At 59.8% G+C, this 21,676-nt stretch carries 24 protein-coding genes and 2 tRNA genes; 13 read left to right on the forward strand and 13 right to left on the reverse strand.

The genetic code is table 11. From position 1 onward, the window contains the following. Nucleotides 1-52: 52 nt before the first annotated feature. Together DEALK_RS00465 and DEALK_RS00470 are read right to left on the reverse strand one after the other, a co-directional pair. Nucleotides 53-129 (reverse strand) — tRNA-Arg (locus DEALK_RS00465). Nucleotides 130-147: 18 nt separating this feature from the next. Next, a tRNA-Leu gene (locus DEALK_RS00470) sits at nt 148-233 on the reverse strand. 69 nt (nt 234-302) lie between these two features. Between DEALK_RS00470 and DEALK_RS00475 the strand changes: the two genes are divergently transcribed. Both DEALK_RS00475 and DEALK_RS00480 read left to right on the forward strand, forming a co-directional pair. After that, nucleotides 303-1,526 (forward strand): ArsA family ATPase, encoded by a 1,224-nt coding sequence (locus DEALK_RS00475; RefSeq protein WP_058437687.1) that lies wholly within the window; start codon nt 303-305, stop codon nt 1,524-1,526. Then, nucleotides 1,523-1,747 (forward strand): hypothetical protein, encoded by a 225-nt coding sequence (locus tag DEALK_RS00480; RefSeq protein WP_058437689.1) that lies wholly within the window; start codon nt 1,523-1,525, stop codon nt 1,745-1,747. The genes DEALK_RS00475 and DEALK_RS00480 overlap by 4 nt, the downstream gene beginning before the upstream one ends. A gap of 7 nt (nt 1,748-1,754) precedes the next feature. On the opposite strand, the gene DEALK_RS00485 is transcribed toward DEALK_RS00480, so the two are convergent. The 7 genes from DEALK_RS00485 to DEALK_RS00515 form a co-directional block, all read right to left on the reverse strand. Beyond that, on the reverse strand, nt 1,755-2,519 hold the full coding sequence (locus DEALK_RS00485; RefSeq protein ID WP_058437691.1) for an ABC transporter permease: 765 nt from the start codon (nt 2,517-2,519) through the stop codon (nt 1,755-1,757). Further along, the gene (locus tag DEALK_RS00490; RefSeq protein WP_058437693.1) at nt 2,516-3,448 is read right to left on the reverse strand and encodes an ABC transporter ATP-binding protein; all 933 of its coding nucleotides are present in this window, start codon (nt 3,446-3,448) and stop codon (nt 2,516-2,518) included. The genes DEALK_RS00485 and DEALK_RS00490 overlap by 4 nt, the downstream gene beginning before the upstream one ends. Then, nucleotides 3,426-3,683 (reverse strand): PLD nuclease N-terminal domain-containing protein, encoded by a 258-nt coding sequence (locus DEALK_RS00495; RefSeq protein WP_058437695.1) that lies wholly within the window; start codon nt 3,681-3,683, stop codon nt 3,426-3,428. The genes DEALK_RS00490 and DEALK_RS00495 overlap by 23 nt, the downstream gene beginning before the upstream one ends. Then, nucleotides 3,680-4,156, reverse strand: coding sequence for an HIT family protein (locus tag DEALK_RS00500; protein WP_058437698.1), 477 nt, complete (start codon nt 4,154-4,156; stop codon nt 3,680-3,682). Before DEALK_RS00500 ends, DEALK_RS00495 begins: the two co-directional genes overlap by 4 nt. A gap of 217 nt (nt 4,157-4,373) precedes the next feature. Continuing rightward, entirely contained in the window at nt 4,374-5,531 is a 1,158-nt protein-coding gene (locus DEALK_RS00505; protein WP_058437700.1) for a putative Ig domain-containing protein, read from the reverse strand. A 103-nt stretch (nt 5,532-5,634) separates the two neighbouring features. After that, on the reverse strand, nt 5,635-6,468 hold the full coding sequence (locus tag DEALK_RS00510; protein WP_058437703.1) for a DUF4382 domain-containing protein: 834 nt from the start codon (nt 6,466-6,468) through the stop codon (nt 5,635-5,637). Nucleotides 6,469-6,470: 2 nt separating this feature from the next. Continuing rightward, on the reverse strand, nt 6,471-6,983 hold the full coding sequence (locus tag DEALK_RS00515) for a sigma-70 family RNA polymerase sigma factor (RefSeq protein WP_144437044.1): 513 nt from the start codon (nt 6,981-6,983) through the stop codon (nt 6,471-6,473). Between the two features lie 206 nt (nt 6,984-7,189). Between DEALK_RS00515 and DEALK_RS00520 the strand changes: the two genes are divergently transcribed. Further along, the gene (locus DEALK_RS00520; protein WP_058437707.1) at nt 7,190-8,104 is read left to right on the forward strand and encodes a diacylglycerol/lipid kinase family protein; all 915 of its coding nucleotides are present in this window, start codon (nt 7,190-7,192) and stop codon (nt 8,102-8,104) included. Here DEALK_RS00520 and DEALK_RS00525 read toward each other — a convergent pair. After that, nucleotides 8,101-9,297 (reverse strand): MalY/PatB family protein, encoded by a 1,197-nt coding sequence (locus DEALK_RS00525; RefSeq protein WP_058437709.1) that lies wholly within the window; start codon nt 9,295-9,297, stop codon nt 8,101-8,103. The genes DEALK_RS00520 and DEALK_RS00525 overlap by 4 nt on opposite strands. A gap of 121 nt (nt 9,298-9,418) precedes the next feature. On the opposite strand from DEALK_RS00525, the gene DEALK_RS00530 reads away from it, so the two are divergent. After that, complete coding sequence (locus DEALK_RS00530) at nt 9,419-10,288, forward strand: hypothetical protein (RefSeq protein ID WP_058437711.1); 870 nt, start codon at nt 9,419-9,421, stop codon at nt 10,286-10,288. Nucleotides 10,289-10,339: 51 nt separating this feature from the next. Here DEALK_RS00530 and DEALK_RS00535 read toward each other — a convergent pair whose 3' ends face one another. The 3 genes from DEALK_RS00535 to DEALK_RS00545 form a co-directional block, all read right to left on the reverse strand. Further along, nucleotides 10,340-10,870 carry a deoxyuridine 5'-triphosphate nucleotidohydrolase gene (locus tag DEALK_RS00535; RefSeq protein ID WP_058437713.1) on the reverse strand — a complete coding sequence of 177 codons (531 nt, stop codon included), beginning with the start codon at nt 10,868-10,870 and terminating at the stop codon, nt 10,340-10,342. 46 nt (nt 10,871-10,916) lie between these two features. Beyond that, the gene (locus DEALK_RS00540; RefSeq protein WP_065128772.1) at nt 10,917-13,610 is read right to left on the reverse strand and encodes a cation-translocating P-type ATPase; all 2,694 of its coding nucleotides are present in this window, start codon (nt 13,608-13,610) and stop codon (nt 10,917-10,919) included. 121 nt (nt 13,611-13,731) lie between these two features. Beyond that, nucleotides 13,732-14,112 carry a hypothetical protein gene (locus DEALK_RS00545; RefSeq protein ID WP_058437717.1) on the reverse strand — a complete coding sequence of 127 codons (381 nt, stop codon included), beginning with the start codon at nt 14,110-14,112 and terminating at the stop codon, nt 13,732-13,734. Nucleotides 14,113-14,244: 132 nt separating this feature from the next. Here DEALK_RS00545 and DEALK_RS00550 point away from each other — a divergent pair, with 132 nt between their 5' ends. The 9 genes from DEALK_RS00550 (at nt 14,245) to DEALK_RS00595 (ending at nt 21,481) form a co-directional block, all read left to right on the forward strand. Further along, nucleotides 14,245-15,123, forward strand: coding sequence for an ABC transporter ATP-binding protein (locus DEALK_RS00550; protein WP_058437719.1), 879 nt, complete (start codon nt 14,245-14,247; stop codon nt 15,121-15,123). Nucleotides 15,124-15,144: 21 nt separating this feature from the next. Beyond that, nucleotides 15,145-15,939 (forward strand): ABC transporter permease subunit, encoded by a 795-nt coding sequence (locus DEALK_RS00555; protein ID WP_058437720.1) that lies wholly within the window; start codon nt 15,145-15,147, stop codon nt 15,937-15,939. 12 nt (nt 15,940-15,951) lie between these two features. Next, nucleotides 15,952-16,743, forward strand: a complete 792-nt coding sequence (locus DEALK_RS00560; RefSeq protein WP_058437722.1) for an ABC transporter permease subunit — start codon at nt 15,952-15,954, stop codon at nt 16,741-16,743. 36 nt (nt 16,744-16,779) lie between these two features. Next, nucleotides 16,780-17,421, forward strand: a complete 642-nt coding sequence (locus DEALK_RS00565) for a TetR/AcrR family transcriptional regulator (RefSeq protein ID WP_186007562.1) — start codon at nt 16,780-16,782, stop codon at nt 17,419-17,421. Further along, nucleotides 17,418-18,290, forward strand: coding sequence for an ABC transporter ATP-binding protein (locus tag DEALK_RS00570; RefSeq protein WP_058437725.1), 873 nt, complete (start codon nt 17,418-17,420; stop codon nt 18,288-18,290). The genes DEALK_RS00565 and DEALK_RS00570 overlap by 4 nt, the downstream gene beginning before the upstream one ends. After that, a complete protein-coding gene (locus tag DEALK_RS00575) occupies nt 18,287-19,342 on the forward strand; it encodes an ABC transporter permease (RefSeq protein ID WP_058437728.1) in 1,056 nt (351 codons plus the stop codon). The genes DEALK_RS00570 and DEALK_RS00575 overlap by 4 nt, the downstream gene beginning before the upstream one ends. Continuing rightward, the gene (locus DEALK_RS00580) at nt 19,339-20,409 is read left to right on the forward strand and encodes an ABC transporter permease (RefSeq protein ID WP_058437729.1); all 1,071 of its coding nucleotides are present in this window, start codon (nt 19,339-19,341) and stop codon (nt 20,407-20,409) included. The genes DEALK_RS00575 and DEALK_RS00580 overlap by 4 nt, the downstream gene beginning before the upstream one ends. Nucleotides 20,410-20,429: 20 nt before the next feature. Then, nucleotides 20,430-20,639, forward strand: a complete 210-nt coding sequence (locus DEALK_RS00585; RefSeq protein ID WP_244881561.1) for a hypothetical protein — start codon at nt 20,430-20,432, stop codon at nt 20,637-20,639. A gap of 533 nt (nt 20,640-21,172) precedes the next feature. Then, entirely contained in the window at nt 21,173-21,481 is a 309-nt protein-coding gene (locus DEALK_RS00595; RefSeq protein WP_058437733.1) for a hypothetical protein, read from the forward strand. Nucleotides 21,482-21,676 lie beyond the last annotated feature (195 nt).

The following is a 21,676-nucleotide window of genomic DNA, read 5'->3' on the forward strand; positions in this document are numbered from 1 at the left end:
TAGGGTACAGGCGGGGAAGCGGCGGCGGTTCAACCGGATGAAACCCTGACGATGGCGCGCTTGGCGGGGCTCGAACCCACGACCTCAGCCTTCGCAGGGCTGCGCTCTATCCAACTGAGCTACAAGCGCCCGAACCAAGAAAGTAAATGGTGCCGAAGGAGAGATTTGAACTCTCATGCCCTTACGGACACTACGCCCTGAACGTAGCGCGTCTGCCGTTCCGCCACTTCGGCGCGGTTGTGATTACAGGCAAGTGTCAATTATACTTACCTTAAAGACAGGCTGTCAATCGGAGGTCCCGCATGCGGGTCATCCTTTTTACCGGCAAGGGCGGCGTCGGCAAGACCTCGCTGGCCGCGGCCACCGCCGTCCGCGCCGCGGACATGGGCAAGCGCACCCTGGTGCTTTCAACCGACATCGCCCACAGCCTGGCCGATTCCTTCGATGTCGAACTGGCCAACGAGCCGCGGCAGATAATCGCCAATCTGTGGGGCCAGGAGACCGAGATCTATAAAACGCTGGAAACCTACTGGGGCGCCATCCAGCGGTATATCGCCGCGCTCATGTCCTGGCGCGGCATGAGCGGCATCGTGGCCGACGAGGTAGCCGTCCTGCCCGGCATGGAAGAGCTGGCCAACCTGCTCTACATCGAGAGATACCGGCGCGAAGGGAACTACGACCTGGTGATCGTTGATTCGGCGCCGACCGGGGAAACGCTCAGGCTGCTGTCTTTCCCGGATATGCTGCACTGGTGGATGAACCGGCTGTTCCCCATCCAGCGGAAAGTGGCCGCGGTGATGCGGCCGGTGGTGGGCGCCCTCTCCGACATCCCGCTACCGTCCAACTCGGTGCTGGACGCGGTGGCCGAACTCTATGCCGAACTGGAGGATGTCCACAAACTCCTGCTGGATGCCGAACAGTCTTCCATCAGGCTGGTGGTCAATCCGGAGAAGATGGTCATCAAGGAAGCCCAGCGCACCCTGACCTATTTGAACCTGTTCGGCTACTCGACCGACGCCGTTATCGTCAACCGCATCCTGCCCCAGTCAGTCAGCGATGACTACTTCGCCGGCTGGAAAGAAAGCCAGCGCAAATACCTGAAGTACATCAAGGAAGCGTTCTCGCCGCTGCCGATTCTCAACATGCCGCTTCTAGACCAGGAGGTTGTCGGGGTGGAGATGCTGCGGCGGATGGCGGCGGCGGTTTACGGCGAGGCTGACCCGTCGGCTTTCTTTTTCCGGGGCCAGGTTCAAACGATCGACAAAACAAGCGACGGCTACCTGCTCAACCTGAAGCTGCCGTTCGCCAGCAAGGAGCAGGTCTCCTTAATCCACAGCCGCGACGAACTGAATATTAAGGTCGGCAGCTACCGCCGTACCGTGGCCCTGCCGCACGTATTGACCAGTCTCAAGGTCGGCGACGCCAAAATGGACGGCCAGACGCTGCGCATTCATTTCTTGCAGCCGTCCGCGGCCGGAGAGCCGGCGGTTAAAAAACACGGGCATAAAGAGGAGGCCAGCCAATGAGCGACAGCATGTTCGAGATTTCTTTTCAGCCCGGCGAGGAAGTGGTTATCAAGCTCCGGGCGCCGGACCTTAAAATGTTCAAAGGCGAAACGGTTCAGCACCTGATGGGCGCCAGGAAAGAGATGCTGCTGGCCCTCCGCAGCCTGCTTGACGAAGCTATTTCCCGTACCGACGCCCATGCCGCGCCGGCCGAAGACCGGACGCGGATCAAGGTGGAGTGAGCGCCGCCTAGATTTCCTTTTGCTTAAGGATGCCCGTCGCCAGCCAGCCCGACGCGGCGATCAGCGCCAGAGTCACCCCAAGCGCCAGCCATTCCTCACCCCCGGCTTCGCCGGCGGTGAGGTGGTTGCCCCAGCTGGTGATGGCGCCCGGCAGCACCCGGCCGAGATACGGCACGGCCGTCAGAGCCGTGCCGGCGATGAGGGCGCCGATAGCTACGCCGCCGGCGGCCAGCGAGTTGCGGAAAACGGCTGAAAAGACCAGGGTCACGGCGACGCAGAAGGTCATATAGACCGCCAGCAACCCGGTCTGGGCGATGAAGCCGCCGAGGTTGCCGTCCTCAAACAGCAGCCAGGTGTAGCCGAAAGCGCCCAGGCCGCCGAGGGCGAGGCCAATGGCGAAAGTGGCGCTGATAGCGATGAGTTTGGAGGTGACAAAGGCCCCGGCGGAGACCGGCTTGGACAGGGTCATCAGCGCCGTGCCGCTCTTGCGTTCCCCGGCGATGGCGCCCATGGTCACCAGCACGGCGATCAGCAGCCCGATCTGGAGCGCCGTGGCCGAGTATTCGGCAAGAGCCTGCAGCGCCGTCGGCGGCGGCAGTTCGATGGGCACGGCGTTCTCGCCGCCGGCCAGTTTGATAATCTCCGGCAGGTACCGGATCATCAGCGGCGTGCTCAGGCCGAAAAAGAGGAACACCCCGCCGACGATAAGCAGGCGGAAGGTCTTGAACTGCTCCCGCAGCTCCTTGAACAGCAGCGTCTTAAATCCGGTCATGAGGTTTTCACCACCTCCATGAAGATGTCCTCCAGGCTGGGCTGCGCCAATTCGTAACGCAGCAGCGTCAGGCCGCTGGCGGCGACAAGGGCCGGTAATTCCCTGCGCGCCGCGGCCACATCCCCGGCGGTGACCCGGAGCGACGGGCTGCCGTTGACCGCCCGTTCCGCTTTGGCAAACCACGGCTTGGCCTCGATGGTCCGCAGGAAACCCGAATCGTCCTCGTCAAATTCGATTTCGAAGACTGAGCGGGTATATTTATTACGCAGTTCTTCCACAGTGGCGGTCACCACCAGCCGCCCCTTGTTGATGATGCCCACGGAATCGCAAACCCGTTCCACGTCGGAAAGAATGTGGGTTGACATGAAAACGGTGGCTTCTTCCTTGAGCCGGGAGATAAGATCCAGCACGTCGCGCCGGCCGATGGGGTCCAGCGCCGAAGTCGGTTCGTCCAGGAAGAGCACCTTCGGGTGGTTGAGCATAGCCTGGGCGATGCCGAGGCGCTGCTTCATGCCGCGGGAGTAGCCGCCGACCTTGCGCCGGGCGGCTTTTTTTAATTCAACCAGGTCCAGCAGTTCCGCCGCCCGCCGGTCAGTAGCCGCATCATCCATGCCGTAAAGCCGGCCGGCGAATTTGAGATATTCCTCGCCGGTCATCCATTCGTAAAAAGCCGGCACGTCCGGCAAAAAGCCGAAATGACGGCGCACCGTTACCGAGTCCGGGACAACTTCCTCGCCGCAGATGAAGGCCCGTCCCCCGGTCGGCCGCGACAGCCCGGTCAGCATCTTGACCGTGGTTGTCTTGCCGGCGCCGTTGGGGCCGAGAAAGCCGAAGACGGCGCGCTCCGGCACCGCCAGGTCAAGATTCTCCACGGCGGCGATATCGCCGAAGCGTTTGGTCAGCTTTTCAGTTCTTATAGCCGGAGTCATTCGTATTCTCCTCCTGCCCGGGGTCGGCGTGGCGGCCCCAGACCAGGTAGACGATAGGGCCGATGATATTTAGGAAGATGATCACCAAGGCCCAGACGACCTTGCTTTCGCCTTTGACCCGCTGTCGTTTGGAAAGGTCAACGAGCGAAACGACAATCAGTATCAGTTCGACGATCATCACCGGGATGAGGAACGGCAGCAGGTCTTTGAGCAGCTGGATGTCGGCGTCGGTCATTTGAAGTACTCCTTTAATCTATCGTAGATTTCTTCAAGCGACTGGTTGATGACCCTGGTATCCGAGAGCACCGGCATGAAGTTGGTGTCCCCCACCCACCGCGGCACGATGTGGCAGTGCAGGTGCGCCTCCACCCCGGCGCCGGCCGCTTTGCCCAGGTTGAAGCCGGCGTTGAAGCCTTCCGGCTTCATGGCCGCGGTCAGCGCCGCTTCGCACCGGGCGGCCAGGTCCATGACCTCGGCGCGTTCGCTGCGGCTGAGGTCGGCCAGCCGGGCGGCGTGGCGGAACGGCGCCACCATCAGATGCCCGGCGGCGTAAGGATAGGCGTTCATAATGACGAAGGCCTCGGCGCCGCGGTAGAGAATCAGCGTTTTTTTATCATCTCCGGCACGCGGCAGGTCGCAGAAGATGCAGCCTTGTGTTTTCGACCCTTCGATGAACTTGCCCCGCCAGGGGGCCCAGAGCTGGTCCATGTGTATCTCTCACGCTATATTTTTCGGTATTTCGCCAACCACCGAAATATTATCGTCCAAACGGAGGCCTGTCAACTTCAGCCGATACTATAGCGCCGTTGTCCGCAAGGCATAACCGCCGGATGGCCGGATTTGAGCTGGCCGAAGGGACAGGTTTACCAAAGAAAGGCAGCCATCCGTATGAATGGCTGCCTTTCTAATCCCGATGACAATAACGCTAGGTTGCCGGCGGCGGCGCCGGCGCGGCCACGACGCGCAGGAGGAACGCCTGAGAGTCAGTCAGCGGCGTCGGCGCGGTAGTGTCGGTGACGGTCACCGCGATCGCCGCTTCTCCGGCGGCGGACGGCGTGCCGGAGATGAGGCCGGTAGCCGCATCAAGTGTCAAACCGGACGGCAGCGTGCCGGCGGTGACCGCCCAGGTCCGGGTGGCAGTGCCGCCGAGGGCGGTCAGCGGCGCGCTGTAAGCGGTCCCGGCGGTGCCTTCAGGCAGGCTGGTCTCCACAATTTGAATGGTCCCGGCCGCGGCGATGTCTATGGTAAAGACCTTTTCAGCCGCTTTTTTGGCATCGGCCGAACTGTCTGCGACCCTGACCCTGAAGGTCGAGAGGCCGGCCGCCGACGGCGTGCCGGTGATGGCGCCGGTGGCGGCATCAATAGCAAGGCCGGCCGGCAGAGCGCCGGTGGCGATACTCCAGGCATAAGGCGCGGTGCCGCCCATGGCAGCCATCGGAGCGGTATAAGGCTGCCCCGTCATGCCGTTAGGCAGGCCGGGGGTGGTGATTTCCATGGCGCCGGGAATCTGGGTCACCGAAAGCTTGATGACCGGCTGGAAGATTACCTGGCCGGAATTGCCGGCGGTATGGATGGATTCAGAGGCGATGAAATCAAACAGCAGCACCGTGGTCTGCCCGGCGGCGATCTCAAAACCCTTGATGAACTTGAGCTTGCCGCTGGGTAATTTAGCTTCCACAGGCTGGGACTCGCCTTCAAAGCTCACGGTGACCCTGGTGACTTCAAGGCGGATCTGGCCGTATTTGCCCGGCTCAAGCTGATCTTTGACTGCCAGCAGCTGCTCCCGGTCCTGGACCTTGAGCAGGTCGAAGGTCGCCGGGCCGGCGAAGTCCAGGGCCATCCAGCCGCCTTCAGCCTCCGCGGTGCCTGATTTATTGATCTCCACCGAAGCTACGGTCACATTGACCGCGGTAATGACTTTCTGCGGCGGGGCGTCGGTGACGCGGACTTCCAGTTTGCCAGTGGTCGGCTGGCTGCCGAGAACATCGCCCGGGGTGGGAATGCCGAGCTGGGCGCAGCCGGCGAGGACGACCGCCAGAGTGGCCAGAACGCCGGCTGCTTTAGCGATAATGCCTTTTTTCATATTGTTGTCTCCTTTGGCTGATGCTTACATCTGGAATAACGCCCGGACGGAAAAAGCGTCAGGGAAAGCATCATAAAACGATAGTACCGGGCCTGATCCGGGTTCAGGGCATCTTTTCGTAGGCGGCGCCGCTTTCGGCGGCCTGCGGGCTGAGGATGTATTTGCCGGAACCCTGCCCGGTCTTGTTGACGGTGATATCGAAGGTGAATGAGGTTACGGTGCCGGCGCCGACGGTAAACGGAATGCCGATCTGCAGCTTGTTGCTCGGCAGTTTAATATCAATCGTTTCGCCGGACTTCAGCGTTCCCTTCACGCTGCTGGCGATAAGCTCAACCTTGGTGTATTCCCCTTCCGGGACCTCGCCCTGCCACAACTGCCGTGAAGCGGCGCCGATGAGCTGGGTGAGGTCAAACTGTTTCACTTCCGGGGTGAAGGCGACCCAGGCTTCGCCGTCAGCGCCCTTCTTGAGCAGCGCCACCCGGTCAACCGTCACCACCAGGCTGCTGAAGTCCCCGATATCGTTGGGGGCATCGGAAACCAGGAAGCGGAAATTAACAGCGTCGCCCGAAGCCGGGGCGGAGACGATGATGGTCGGCGGGTCGTCACCCGGCGGGTTGATGACATTCAGCCCGGCCAGCCCGGCGACCGCCAGGAGCACCACTCCAACCGCCGCGGCGGCCCAGGCCGGCACCCGCGCCCAGAATGGTTTCCGCCGCCGCCGGTCAAGCGCCTGGTAAAAACGCAGCCTGGCCTGCCGCCTGGAATCAGCAGAAGGCGTAAACCGGGTGGACTGTAAACCCGCCGCGGCTTCCAGCAGCGGCCTGAGTTCGGCGGCTTGCTCAGGGTAATCGGCGATACAGGCCTCAATGCCCTCGCCCCGGATTACCCGGTCGAGGCATTCATCAAGTATGCGGTTGAAATCTCTCTCGTTGTTCATATCTATATCAATCTAGCCCGCAGCTTCTTGAGCGCCGCGGACTGGCCTTCGCGCACCGCGCCGTCGCTCTTGCCCAAAAGCGCGCCGACTTCTGCTGAGGATAAGCCGGCGAAGAACCGCAGCCGGATGATCTCCCGCTGCTCCTCGGTCAGGTTTTCCATGGCGCGCTGCACCCGTTCCATCTCCAGTTTTCTCTCGGCTTGCTCCGCCGGGCTGTCGTCCGATTCAATCTCCACATCTTCGACATCGACCGTCTTCCGCTCCGCCCGCCGCCGGTGGAAATCCACCACCAGGTTATGGGCGATCTTGAACAGCCAGGCGCCCATCGGCAGGCCGCGCTCCTCAAAGCTGTCCAGGGATTTCAGCGCCCGGGCGAAGACTTCCGAGGCCAGGTCTTCAGCCTCCTGCCGGTGTCCGACGCGGGTATAGGCGTACCGGGCGATGCGGTCATAATATTCATCGAACAGACCGGCCAGCTTATTCTCTTTTTGCCTTAAGGAGTCGGACTTCTGCATCAGCCTCTCGGGATTGGGCGACACTTTTAGATAATATACCACAGCCCCGGGCAGGCTTTTCACTCGTAATAACGGGCCGGCTGATATTATGTCAGGCCCCGGGACACCGATTTGTCGGTGTGCCGTCAGCTGTCTCCCCAACCCAAACCGCCGCCGCTCGACACGTTATGGTAGAATAGTTCAGTCTTTTCTGGCTGAGGAGCGGCATGACCCACCAGGCTGTCGCCAAGGTAATCGTCAATCCCGCCGCCGGCGCGGGCAAGTCCATCAAGCACTGGCCGCAAATTAAACGGCAAATGGACCGGCTAGGCATCAAATACGATGTCGTTTTCACCGAACGGGTCGGCCACGGCATCGAACTGGCGCGTGAAACCGCGGCGCAGCATTACCGGTATATCGTAGCTGTCGGCGGCGACGGCACCATCAACGAGGTGGTCAACGGCCTGCTGTCCGTGCCCGGCCAACAGCTCTCCCTGGGGGTGGTCAACACCGGCTCCGGCTCCGATTTCGTGCGGTCGCTGGGCATACCCAGGAACCCTGACCGTGCCTGCCACCACCTGCTCTCCGACAAACGGCTGCTGGTGGACGTGGGCGTCATCGAGTGGGGTGGCATCGCCGCCGGCCGCCGCTATTTTGTGAACGCCGCCGGAGTCGGCTTCGACGCCGAGGCGGTGGAAACCAGGCGCAGGCTGCCCGGGATCTTCCGCGGTCCCGTATCTTACGTGGTCGGCATGTTTAAGACGCTGGCAAGCTATCGCAACAAGTCCATCAACCTCAAGCTGGACGACTCCGCGGAAATCAGCCGTAAAGCCCTCTCTGTTATCGTGGCCAACGGCTGCTACTTCGGCGGCGGCATGAAAGTGGCTCCCGGCGCCGAACTGGCCGATCAGCTTTTCGAGGTGCTGACCATCGGCGATATCGGCAAGTTCGAACTGATCCAGGCTTTCCCCCGCGTTTACAAAGGCACCCACATCACCCACCGCAAGGTAAGGGTGGATCAGGCCTCCATGATATCATTGTCCTCCGATGAACGGCTGCTGCTTCAGGCCGACGGCGAGATTATCGGCGAGGGGGCGTTCAGGTTTTCGCTGCTGCCGGGGGCGCTGAGCGTGATCGTTTAACCGCGTATCGCTGCGATCTCGATTTTTCGCACCGCCTCTTCTAAGACACTTCTGGGGCAGGCGATGTTCATCCGCATGAAGCCCTCGCCCGCCGCGCCGAACCGGTGACCCTCATCCAAACCCAACCCCGCCCTGTGGATAAAGAATTCGCGCAGATCCTTCCGGTCCAGCCCCAGGCCGCGGCAGTCCAGCCATACCAGGTACGTCCCCTGCGGCCGTATCGCTTTAATCCGCGGGATGCGCCTTTCAAAGAAATCAGCCAGGAAATCAAGGTTGCCCTGGAGGTAGGCGAGCAACTGCTCAAGCCACTCGTCGCCGTCGCGGAAAGCGGCCTCAAGGGCGGTCATGGACAGGATGTCCGGGTTGGGCAGTATGCCGGATCTGGCCGCCTGGAAATCGGCGCGGAGGCGCGGATTGGGAATAATGATGACCGATGCCGCCAGCCCGGCCAGGTTGAATGTTTTGCTGGCCGACATGCAGACCACCGAGTTCTGGGCGAATTCCTCGGAAATGGAGGCGAAGGGCGTATGCTTCAGGCCGTCGAAGAGCAGTTCGCAATGCACCTCGTCGGAGATAACGACGGCGCCGGCGTCTATGACGGCTCGGCCGACATCGGTTAGCTCGTCCTTTGTCCAGACGCGGCCGACCGGATTGTGCGGGCTGCACAGGATCAGCGCCTTCGGCTGGGGCGCGGCCATGAAACCGGACCATGGCGGGGCGAAGCGCCTCTTCAGATCTTCAAGGTCAAAGCGGTACCGGCCGCCCTCGAACCGGAGCGGGCTGGCGGCGATGCGGCAGCCGGCGCCGGGCACCAGGCTCCAGAAGGGGTGATAGACCGGGTCGTTGATGACCACGGCATCGCCGGGATGGGTGAAAGCCTTAAGCGCCGCGCCCAGGGCGGAAATGACGCCGGGAGTGAACACCAGCCATTCCGGCTCGACTCTCCAGGCGTATTTGCGCCAAAGACGGGCGACGACAGCGTCAACCAGCGACTGGCTGACGGCGGCGTAGCCGTAGACCGGGTGGGCGATGCGCTTTTCAAGGGCGGCGGTGATCGGATCGGCGATGGCAAAATCCATATCGGCCACCCACATCGGCAGTACATCGGCGCGGCCGAACAGTTGCTGCCTCATATCCCATTTGACGGCCCCGGTGCCGCGCCGGTCGATCAGGCGGCCGAAATCGTATTTCACGATGTTTATTATACGCCGATGCGCTGTTAAATAGAACCGTTGTTCCTTGACAATAAAACAGGCAAGGAATAGGATTCTGCCATCGGCTTGCTCTCCACTTGCCTGCCGCCCGGGAGGTGTTATGAAGGGCAACTGGGAATTCGATTTTTCCGTCCGCGCCGGCAGTCCGGTAGTCACCGTCGCCCCCGGCGGCTCGGCTTCAGTCCCCATCACCGTCGGAATCAAAGGCCAGCCGCAGCCGGTACAGCTTGCAGTCGCTACGGACTGGGGCAGCGCCGGAGTCGCTGCCCAGGTGGCGCCCGGCGTAATGGCGTCGGGCGGGGCGGCGACGCTCCATGTCGTTGTCTCGGCGGCGACACCTCCCGGCAGCTATATGATCGGCGTGCAGGGGACAGCCTCCGGCACCTTCAAGACATCAGAAGCGGTAGTGACGGTGGTAGTCACATCAAAGCCGGAAAAGCGGGAGCAATCCGATCGAGATGACGGCGGGCACAACCCGGATGTTCAACAGGCGGCGGCAGGGAAAAAGACACCGGCGGTCAAGCCAGCGCCCGGCAAGTTGGGCGCGCCGCCGGCGCCGCGGGGTCCCGGCGGTTTCATCATCACGCTGGTGCTGTTCACCGCGCTGGCTTTGGGATTCTACTACATGGACCAGCAGTACGGCTTGATAGACTCTTTTCTTGGTTCACCGTCGGCGACGGCCAAAAACGCCGTATCTACCTACGAGGGTACCCAAACATTCACCATATTTTCCGCCATGGGCGGCAGCCCAAACACGGCTACCGGCCCCGCCAGTGTCAATATCGACGCCGCGGGCAATGTCCTGGGTCCGGTGCTTTTCGGCAAGATCAGCAACGGCGCCTTCACCGGCGAAGCTCACACCCAGGATGGCGCCTCGTACCCGATGGCCGGGACATTCTCGGGCGGCGTTCTCCGGGCGGAATACAGGTCAGCTTCGGTTAGCTGGGTTTGGAACTTGCAACAAAAGTAACGGATGTAAATTTTATCGTGGAATGGAGGCAAACTTGCCTCCAAATTCTTTCTACCGATACTCTGAACTACGGTCCGTACCTTCACCCTGGTAGATACCGCCGTACCCATCGGTCAGGGAGTCGAGCCTGAAAAACACCAGCTGCATCACCTTGGCGTTTCTTTCAACGACAATGCCTTCAGGATGGTAAACGACGACCAGCGACTGCGACCGCCCGGAATAGCCGGCGTCCCAGACGGCGGTGTGGATGGCGGCTCCGCAGCGCAGCAGGCTGGAGCGCGTCCTGCCCAATGCCATCACGTCTTTAGGCAGGCTGACGATCTCGTTATAGGTGATGAGGTAGTTTCCGGCGGCCAGATGGATGCGGCCTGATGAATCGAAAGGCGCGGGGACGAGTGTCGATAATTTCCGGCCGGCATTATCGGCAGGGATGACGCCCGCCCCTTCCAGAGTGAAAACCTCTTTCAGCGTCAGGTCTATGCCGTTGGGCTGCACCTGGTCGCCGAGGTCAATATATCCGGTCAATAGCGGCGGCTCGCTGCCGATGAGGCGTAGTAGTTCAGCTTTGGCGAGGGCGGTCACGGCGGCAAGTCTATCACGGGCGGCGGGCGAGAGGCAATGGAGTAATCTATTCTCCCCGCCGCCATTTGCCGCGGGAGAACAGCCTGGGGAAAAAGATTTTCCGCAACTCCTCGACGGCAAAAATGGAGAAGCCCGCGCCCACGGCGATGGCCCACATCTGCGGTGTCGGCGGCACGGTGCGGAAGGCTGCCTGCAGGAAGGGCAGGTATACCGCCGCCAATTGCAGCAGGACGGCGATGCCAATAGCCAGCAGCAGCCAGCGGTTAGAGAAAAAGCCGATTTTAATAGCTGGCAGTTCATCGCTGCGGGCGATAAAGCCCTTCCAGAGTTCGAAGCTGACAACGGTACAAAAAACGAGTGTCCGCGCTTCTTCCACGGTGAAGCGCTGTTCAGCCCAGTAGAAAATGCCGAAAACCACCGCCGCCATGATAAGCGCGGTATAACCGACCCGCCACATCAGACCAGGATAGATAATGCTTACTTCGGGCGACCGCGGCGGGCTCTTGAGTTCATCGCCGCGCCGGGGTTCCATCGCCAACGGCACGGTAATGGTGGCATCGGTAACCACGTTGATCCAGAGTATCTGGGCGGCCAGCAGGGGGGCATCGCCGAGGATGGCAATGGCCGCCGCCAGCGCCATCAGTTCCCCGATGTTGCTGGCCAGAAGGAAATAAATGACGGCGCGGAGGCGGTTGAAGATGCCGCGGCCTTCTTCAACGGCGGCAACCACCGAAGCGAAGTTGTCGTCAGCCAGGACCATGTCGGCGGCTTCACGGGCAACGTCGGTGCCGGACTTGCCCATGGCCACGCCGATATCGGCTGCCTTGAGCGCCGGGGCGTCATTGACGCCGTCGCCGGTGACGGCCACCACTTCGCCGTGGGACTTCCAGGCGCGGACAATGCGCAGTTTCTGCAGCGGTTCGATGCGGGCGAAGACCGAAACGCCTTTGACCGCAGCGGCCAGTTCGGCGTCCGACAGCGCGGCGACATCGGCGCCGGTCATCGCCCGACCGCCGCCGATGCCCACTTCCCGGGCGATCGCCTGGGCGGTGGCGGCGTGATCGCCGGTGATCATAACCACCCGGATTCCGGCTCCCAGGGCGGCCGCCACCGCTTCCCGGGCTTCCGGCCGCGGCGGATCGGCAATGCCGGCTAACCCGGCCAGCACCAGCTTGCCGGAGATATGTTCCTCTTCAAGCCTGGTAACAGTCGTGGGTAATTCGGCGTAAGCCAGGGCGAGGACGCGCATCGCCTGGCCGGCCATTGTTTCTATCTGTCGCCTGACCCCGTGGCGGGCGGCCTCATCGAGCGCCGCCGGCCGGCCGCCGTTATAGATATGAGAACACATGCCCAGCAGTTTTTCGGCGGCGCCCTTGGCATGGGTTATGTGAACCTTGCCGGCGTCGTTTAAAGTTGCCATGTACTGCCGCTCGGAGGAGAATGGTATCTCATCCAAGCGCCGATATTGTTTATCCAGATCTTCTTTAAAAAGCCCGGCCTTAGCCGCGGCCACCAGCAGCGCGCCCTCGGTGGGGTCGCCGAAGAGGGAACAGCACTCCTGGCCGGTAGTCACCGTGGCGTTATTACACAGCGCGCCGATGCGCAGCGCCAACCGCAGCGTTTCGTCATCGGCGGCAATAACCTTGCCGTCCTCCTGGAACTCGCCATCCGGCCGGTAGCCCTCGCCGGTGATGTCCACGCTGCGGCCGTCAGCGTAGAGCTGGCGCGTGGTCATCTGGTTCAAGGTCAGCGTACCGGTCTTGTCAGAGCAGATGACCGTTGCCGAACCAAGGGTCTCGACGGCAACGAGTTTGCGGATAATGGCGTTGCGCTGAGCCATCATACGCATGCCGATGGCCAGCACAACAGTGACCACGGCAGGCAAGCCTTCCGGGATAGCCGATACCGCGGCGGCTACCGCCAGCAGGAACATTTCCACCGGCTCCAGGCCGCGGATTAACCCGACTCCCAGGATGAGGCCGCATACCGCCAGCAAAATGATGACCAGGTAATTGGACAGCCGGGCGATGCCCTTTTGAAGGGGCGTCTTTTCCTCGGTGATGCCGGAAAGGCTGCCGGCGATGCGCCCCAGTTCGGTATTCATGCCGGTGGCGGCAACGACGGCAACTGCTTTGCCCTGGGTGGCGGCGGTGCTCTGAAAGACCATGTTGGTCCGGTCGCCGACGGTGACCTCGGCCCGGAGCGCGCCAAGGGCTTTTTCGACAGGCTCGGATTCCCCGGTGAGGGAGGACTCATTGACCCGCAGGCCGGCCAGTTCCAGCAGCCGGGCGTCGGCTGGCACCCGGTCGCCCTCTTCGATAATGATGACATCTCCCGGCACCAGGTCAGCCGCGGTGATATCCCTCAATTTGCCGGCCCGGCGCACTTTAGCCCGCGGCGCCGCCATCTCCCGCAGCGCGGCCATGGCTTTCTCCGCCTTACTCTCCTGGATATAGCCGATAACAGCATTGGCCAGCAGCACGCCGAGGATGGTCAGTGTGTCCACAGGATGACCGGTGAATGCGGAAACGGCCGCCGCCGCCAAAAGGACGTAGACCAGCGGGCTGGCGAACTGAGAGAGAAACCTGAGAACCGGCGACTTGCCGGCCTTCTCTTCCAGGGTATTGGCGCCGAATTTGGACAAGCGCTCTTTAGCCTCGGCCTCGGTCAGGCCGGAAGCGCGGCTTTCCAGCCTGGTCAGAGTGTCTGTGGAAGAAAGGGCGTGCCAGTTTTCAGCCATAACAGGCATATTTTAACACGGCGGGCGGTCATATCTATATGCCTTCCGCCGGCAGCGAGCGGCCACTACCCCGCCCGGCCCAGTACGGGGGGGGGTACGAAATCAGCGCTACGTCTTGAAATCAGGCCTTGTCAATGAAATTGGCGGTGAATAACTGCCCTTTGAAAGGCAGCGGCACGACCGTCAGCCGGCGGCGGAAGGCGCGGTGGGTTTTCACGTTGTGGAACCTGACGCTCAAGGTGGTAGTCTTGAATTTCTGAACCGCCGCCCGGTAAGCTCTGACTACCATGGATTGGTCTTCGGCGACGACGTCGGCCAGCGGGGCTTCCATCTCAGCCCACTCATCCGGCGATTCATACCCGAAGACATCGGCAAACTTTTTGTTGCAGACTTTGTGAGTGTCGTCAAGGTAAAGGTAAACCGCCTGAGACGACTTCTCCAGCACAGGTGCAAATTGCGCTGCAAGATCGGCAATCAGCTTCCGGTGATCCAATTCGTTCATACGCCCTCCTTTTACCCGCTAATCCTATTGTCTCACCGAAAAAGCCGGCCTCCAAACAATTGACAGTAGTTGTATAATTGTAGTGTATAACTATATTTATACAAATATTTAGACCGGTTTTGCGAGGCGCGGATGAGACCCGATGTGATCCAGATTGACCACCTGACCAAGATGTACGGCAAGAACCGGGGTATTACCGATGTCTCGTTCAATGTTCAGGAAGGGGAAATCTACGGCTTTATCGGCCCCAACGGCGCCGGCAAGACGACAACGCTGCGGCTGTTAGTCGGCCTTATCTTCCCTACCGGCGGCAGCGCCCGAATCTTCGGCAAAGACGTGGTCAGGCAAGGCGACGTCATCCGGGCTGATATCGGCTACCTGCCGTCCGAAGTCTTTTACTACGAAAACATGAAGGTAATCGACCTTCTAAGGTACTCCGCCAGCTTCTACCGCAAGGACAGCTCAAAGCGGATGCGGGAACTTGCCGAACGCCTGGAGCTCGACACCTCGCGCAAGATCGATGAATTGTCTTACGGCAACAAAAAGAAAGTCGGCATCGTCCAGGGATTGCTGCATTCGCCGAAACTCATCATCCTCGATGAGCCCACCTCCGGCCTGGACCCTCTGATGCAGCGGGAGTTTTTCGACATCATCCGGGAAGAAAACCAGCGTGGAGCGACAGTCCTTTTTTCATCCCACATCCTTTCAGAGGTACAGCGCCTGTGTCACCGGGTGGCGATCATCAAAGAAGGTTCGATTATCAGGATCGATGAGGTAGCCGCCATCAACCGCCAGGCCTACAAGCAGTTCCGGATAACCTCGACCGATCTGAATGTCGACGACCTGCCGGCGGCTGAGGTCAGCGACATCCATCAGGACGGCAGCGAACTGTCATTCCTATTCCGCGGCGATATCGATACCGTATTGAAGCTGATCGCCCGGCACCACGTCACCGATATCCAGATCCTGGAGCCGACGCTGGAAGAGATCTTCATGCATTACTACGAGTAGCCTGAACTAGACTGGGACACGATGAACATTTTCCGCTACGAGTTCCGTAAAAGGCTGATTCCGACCCTCATCTGGGTGGTCTCGCTGGGTGTTTATGTCTACTTCACCTTTGCCTTCTTCGAATCGTTCTCGGGGACCGGAATGCTGGACCTCCTGGACAGCTTCCCCGACGCCCTGAAAAAAGCCTTCGGCCTGGATCAGGACCTGACAACCATCCTGGGTTATTTTGCCTTTGTCGGCATCTACCTCTTCCTGGCTGGAGCCATTTTCTCATCGCACCTGGGCTTCAATGCCGTATCGGTCGAAGAAAGAGACCTCACAGCTGATTTTTTAATCGCCAAACCGGTGACCCGGAACCGCATCGTGACCGCCAAAATCCTGGCCGGGCTCGGCCATATTGTAATATTCACCTCGGCTATGGGAGTGGTCTCGTTCCTGGGAATGGAGTCTTTCAAAGGCGGCCAGGAGTATTCGATGACGACTTTCCTCCTCATCATCGCCGGCCTGTTTATTTTCCAGGTCCTGTTTTTCAGCTTCAGCTTCCTGCTCTCGGTTGCGCTTAAACGGATGGACTCGCCCCTGCCGTTTTCACTGGGCCTGTCTATCGGCCTCTTCATCCTGTATTCATTCGATAGTCTATTGCGAGACACGCCCCTCAAGTATCTGGTGCCTTACGACTATTTTGATCTGGGTTACATTATTGAGAACGGCGCCTTCAAGGCATCCGGGCTGGTTTTAAGCCTGGGCATCATCGCCGCGAGCCTCATTGCCGGCTACGCCCTTTACAACCGGCGGAACATCGCCACCGCAATGTGACCGGGAGCGTCAATGAACATCTTCAAACGGGAATTCAGCTCGAACTTAAAGTCCCTGCTCATCTGGTGCGTCAGCTATCTGGCGATGATGGCGCTGGCGTCCTCCGAATTCGCGGTTTATAACGGTCAGGCAGACGAAGTCAATGCCTTCTTGAATTCATTGCCGGAGGCTTTGAAACAGGCTTTTTCCCTCGATACGGTGCGCCTGGACATCCCGGAGGGTTACTTCAGCTATATCGGCGGCTTCCTGGTGCTGGCTTCCGTCATTTTTGCCGGCCTGGCTGGAGCTCAGATATTATCCAAAGAGATCAATAAAAAAACCTCAGAAACCACCTTCGCCCTGCCGGTGACCCGGCAGAGGATTGTCTCCGCGAAGCTGGCAGCGGCCGCCCTCAGTTGCGTCATCCTGACGGCGGTGACTTTTGCCGGTTCCCTGGGCGCCTTCGCCCGCTTCGGTATCGGGGCTGACTTCATCACCGGGGTTGGAAAGTTCATGCTGGTCGTCCTGGCGCTGCAGATGCTTTTTCTACTTTTCGGCTTTTTTGTCTCGTCGCTGTCCAGGCGGCACAAGCGGACCGGGATGATCGTTGCCGCGGTTATTATCGGGGTGTATTTGTTGTCTTTCTTCTCCAAGCTAAATGAGGATGTCGAGTTCCTAAAGTATTTTTCGCCGTTTGAATATTTCCCCGCTGCCGCGGTGGTCCAGGGGACGGACCTCGAACTCTTCGGCTTTATCGCCGTGCCGCTGCTTGCCATCGGCTTCTTCGCCGGGGCTTACCGGCTGGTAGCGGTGAAAGATCTTTAGGCGGATGGAGGCGATGCGACGGGGGGAGCGATGAAGGTGAACAAGACCGGAAGAAAATTGAGCGCCGCCGGCCGCCGGCCCAAGCGGGAGCTTATCATCGAGACCACGGTCGAGCTTTTCCGCCAGGCTCACGATGTACGCAAAGTGTCCATCGGGGATATCGCCCAGGCCGCCAGCGTCTCGCCGACAACGGTCTACAACCAGTTCGGCAGCCGTGACGCGCTGATCGGCGAAGCCGCCAGAAGTCTGATCCTGGACACTGTCGCCTTTGCCCGGGGCGTCCTTAAGTCGGACCTGCCTTTCGCCCGGAAGTTGACCGGGCTGATCTCGGGTAAAATCAGCCGGGCTTCTCAAGCCCCGGATGAAGTGGTTGCCAAGATCATCAGCCAGGACAGGGACATTGCCCCGTTTATTGAAGAATTGTTCCGGCGGGAGGTAAAACCTCTCTGGATCGAACTGCTGGAAGAGGGGAAACGCCAGGGATACATAGATGCCTCCGTTGATCCTGATGCCTTCACCGTTTATCTGGATGTGCTCCGGGCGGGCTACGCCGCGCTGCCCGAACTGGCCCGCGACTGGAAATCCAACATGGATTTGATCGAGCAGCTGACCCGCCTGACTTTTTACGGTTTTCTGACAAAAGAAATCGATCTTTTCGGGAAAAAGGAGAGCGCATGAGCGTCACCGCCAGGTCCATTGTCGTTGAAAACCTGACCTACAGTTACGGCGATCTGATTGCCGTGGATCACGTGAACTTCACGGTCGGCAAGGGTGAGATCCTGGGATTTCTGGGCCCGAACGGCGCCGGCAAGACAACCACCCAGAAGATGCTCACCGGCCAGCTTCTGCCCAAAGAGGGCCGCGCCAGCCTGCTCGGTTTCGACGTGGCTACGCAGACGCTGGAAGTGCAGTCCCGGATCGGGGTGTGTTTTGAACAGACCAATCTTTACGAGCAGATGACCGCCATCGATAACTTGAGGCTGTTCGCCGATCTTTTCGGCGTACCGAACTTTGACGGATATGCCCTGTTAAAGCGTGTCGGGCTGCCCGGCCGGGAGAAGGATAAGGTCTCCAGCTACTCCAAAGGCATGAAACAGCGCCTGATGGTAGCCAGAAGTATGGTTAACCGGCCGGAAATCCTTTTTATGGACGAACCGACCAGCGGGTTGGACCCGGTGTCCTCCGAAGCCATCCGCCAAATTATCCTGGAGGAGCGGGACCGCGGCGCCACCGTGTTTTTAACGACCCATGACATGTGGGAAGCGGACAAGCTGTGCGACCGCGTCGCTTTCATGGACGGCGGTAAGATCGCCGCCCTCGATACGCCCCGTAATCTAAAACAAAAATACGGCAAGCGCTCGCTGGTGGCTGAAATCGCCGCCGCTGGCGGGCGCCTCGATAAACGGGAGATCACCCTGGACGCGGAAGGCACCGCCGAAGAGGTACGGGATCTTTTCGCCGGAGGCAAAGTAGTCACCATCCACTCCGAAGAAGCCACCCTGGAGGACATCTTCATCAAGGTCACGGGGCGGAGGCTGACCGTATGAACCCCCGGACGATCAAGGCGTTATTGAAGAAGGATATCGCCCTGTTCACCGGCAACCGTTTCTACCTGCTCATCACGGTGCTGGGTCTGATTTTTTATATCGCCATTTATCTGATCCTGCCCTCGAAGGTAGATGAAAAACTGTCACTGGGAATGTACGCCCCGGTGGTGCCGCCCGCCTTTGAACAACTCACCGCCCAGGGCGCCGAAATTGAATTTTTCGAAACAGAGGCGGCGCTCAAACAGGCCGTTCTTGACGGCGGCCACCAAGTGGGCGTGTCGCTGCCGGCCGACATCATGGAGGTCTGGAATGCCGGCGGTAAACCCGGCATCACCGTTTACTACTCCGCCACAGCTCCCCCGGAGACCGCCGAGGCCATCGTCACGTTAATCAAGGAACTTTCCTACATCCAGACCGGCCAGGCACTGCAATTCGATACCACCGAAGAGATTCTGGGCCCCGATCTCCTCGGCGCCCAGATAGCGCTGCGAGACCGCATGCGCCCGATGCTGGCGGTATTGATCCTGCTCACCGAGGTAATGACCCTGGCCGCCCTGATCGCCGTGGAGATTGAACAGGGCACCGCTCGGGCGCTCCTGGTCACGCCGATGCGTACCTCGGACCTTTTCGCCGCCAAGGGCATTTTGGGTGTCGGTCTGGCTCTGGGGCAGGCGGTCATTTTCATGGGCCTGGTCGGCGGTTTCAGCCACCAGCCGCTGCTTATACTTGCCACGCTGATCATCGCCAGCATCTTCGTGGTCGGCGCCGGCTTCCTGCTGGCTTCGCTGGCGCGGGATACCAACGCCGTCACCGGCTGGGGCATCATGGTCCTGATCCTGCTGGCGGTACCCGGCTTCGGCGCCGTCGTGCCGGGACTCCTGGCTGATTGGGCGAAGGTCATCCCCTCTTATTATCTCATCGACACGGTCAACCGGGTGGTCAACTACGGCGCCGGCTGGAGCGACACAGCCGGAAACCTGCTGGTGATGAGCGGGATTTCCGCCGTCCTGCTTGGCGCCGGGCTGTTGGTGTTAAGGAGGCGATTCCAGTGAAACTTAACCGGGTGGGCATACTGGTCAGAAACGAAGTCCTGCACGGGCCCAAAGACGTCATGCTGGTAATCGCGGTAGTCTTCCCCATCCTGGCTGCCCTTTTCATTAACCTGGCCTTCGGCAATATCTTCACAGACAAGGCTAAACTTGGTGTTTACGACCAGGGTAATTCCCGGGTGGTGCCAGTCCTCGAATCATCCGATACCATAATATACAAATCTTTCAGCAGCGAACTAGCCCTGCGCGCCGCCGCCGCCGACGGGTCCATCGACATGGGGATTGTCCTGCCGGGCGATTTCGACACTGTCCTCGGCACGGGGACCGTCAGCCTGAAGGCTTTCATCTGGGGCGAAAGCCAGGCCAAAAACCGGGCGCTCATTCCGATTGCCCTGGCCGACGCGGTACGCGCCGCCGCAGGTTCGGAACTGCCGGTCACCATTGACACCGTCGCCCTCGGCGACGAGGCTTCATTGCCATGGAGCGACCGGCTGCTGCCGCTCATCGTCCTGATGGGCGTCTTCTACTCCGGCCTGATGATACCGTCATCAGCCCTGATCAATGAGAAGCAGCACCGGACGCTGGAAGCCCTGTATGTTACGCCGGCGACCCTGGGCGATATCTTCCTGTCCAAAGGGGTCATCGCAGTCGCCCTGGCGACCATCATGGGCGTACTGACCCTGGTTCTGTCAGGTTCATTCAACGGCCCGGCGCCTCTTATCGTCCTTGTTCTTTTCCTGGGCGCGATGATGGCTACCGAGATCGGCCTTCTTACCGGCGCCTGGGTGAGCGACATGAATTCGCTCTTCGCCGTCTTGAAGGCTGGCGGTATCCTGCTCTTCGGCCCGGCCATCGTTTTTATGTTCCCGCAAATCCCTTCATGGGTGGGTTATGTTTTCCCGACCTATTACGTTATCCGCCCGGTGGTCGATCTGGCGGTTAACGGCGCCTCCTTTGGCGATGTGGCCGTGTTCATCGGAGTGTTGGCGGCCATCGTTGCCCTGGGAGGGTTAGCCGTCGCCTCCGTCGTCCGCAGGCTGTCGACGCAGGCGCTGCGGCTGAACGCTTAGAAAATCGAGAATCGAGGTACATGAAAATGGATGCTTCTACCTGGTGGGGCATCGGCCTGATCGCCTATGCGGTCCTGGTCCTGGCTATCGCTTTCTTCAAACCCGGCCCCATCTGGCGCACCGGCAAGATCCAAGGTTTCGTGAAGCTCTTAGGCGAGAAGGGGACGGTTATCTTTTTCGTTATCTTCGCCTTGATTGCGGCGGGCGTCGGTATCGCGCTATTAGTGTAAACCGATGCTATTCTGACTCCGGCCCGTGGTCATCGTTCCCAGTTGGTAATTGACCGGTACTACGATAGAAAATTGTCAATAGGAAAATGGCCATGCCAATTAATACCACCGGGGTTCCGGCGTTCGCCAAAAATATATTTTCCTGACTCCACTAAAAACGACAAAACTCTCTTGCCAGTCATAGGAACTGGTGTGCTATCATTATCGCCGTGAACGTTTATAGCACATCTGTACCGCTTCGCCTCCGGCCAGCCTGCCTCTCCGCAGCGCTCCGTGACCGCGGGGTGCGCCGATGACTGATTCGTTTACCGGCCGGAAAGGTTCGATTTCGGCCCTTTCCGCCAAATCAATAGCTTTGGCGGCATTCGATTTTGGAACAATTCCTGCGTTCGACCCAAAGCTGAGGAGGATTCGAAAAGGAAAAATCACCGATGAAACAAAAACAATCCGCAGGCTGCCGCCTGGACTGGGGGTGGAACGCGTAACCCGCAACTCGTTTGACACCGCCGCTCTCCTGCCGTTAAGCTGGCGGTATGAGAATCGGCGCGTTCGAGATAATCCTGATTATTGCCGTGATATCAGCGGCGGCCTATATCTGGCGCTGGCTGGGCGAGAAGCGGGGATATGACACTGCAGATGAGGCGGACGGCGCCGAAGATGAGCCTGCGGCTGAGCCGCCGCCTCGTTCCCGGCTGTGGGATATCGGCCTGGTGCTGGTACTGGGCGGGCTGGGCCTGCTGGCCGCCGGATATATCATCTTTATCGGCATCGCCAAAATCTTCATCTGGGCGGTTTTGATCCTTTTTGCCGGATTGACCATGCTTCTTTTATCGCGCCGCTGATGAGAAGATATTTTTATCTTACCTTTATCAGTATCCAAATAGTGTGATTTTTAGAAGATATATAGTTTAAACAGGAAGAATTAGCGAGTTATTTCAGTCTATTTCATCATGGATATCTTTGACACTGGCTGCATCGCTGTGAAATCATAGTAGCTGTCCCAGGTAACCGATGCAATGGGGGAAATCGCCTGAACG

It is taken from the genome of Dehalogenimonas alkenigignens (assembly GCF_001466665.1).
Taxonomy (GTDB): Bacteria; Chloroflexota; Dehalococcoidia; order Dehalococcoidales; family Dehalococcoidaceae; genus Dehalogenimonas; species Dehalogenimonas alkenigignens.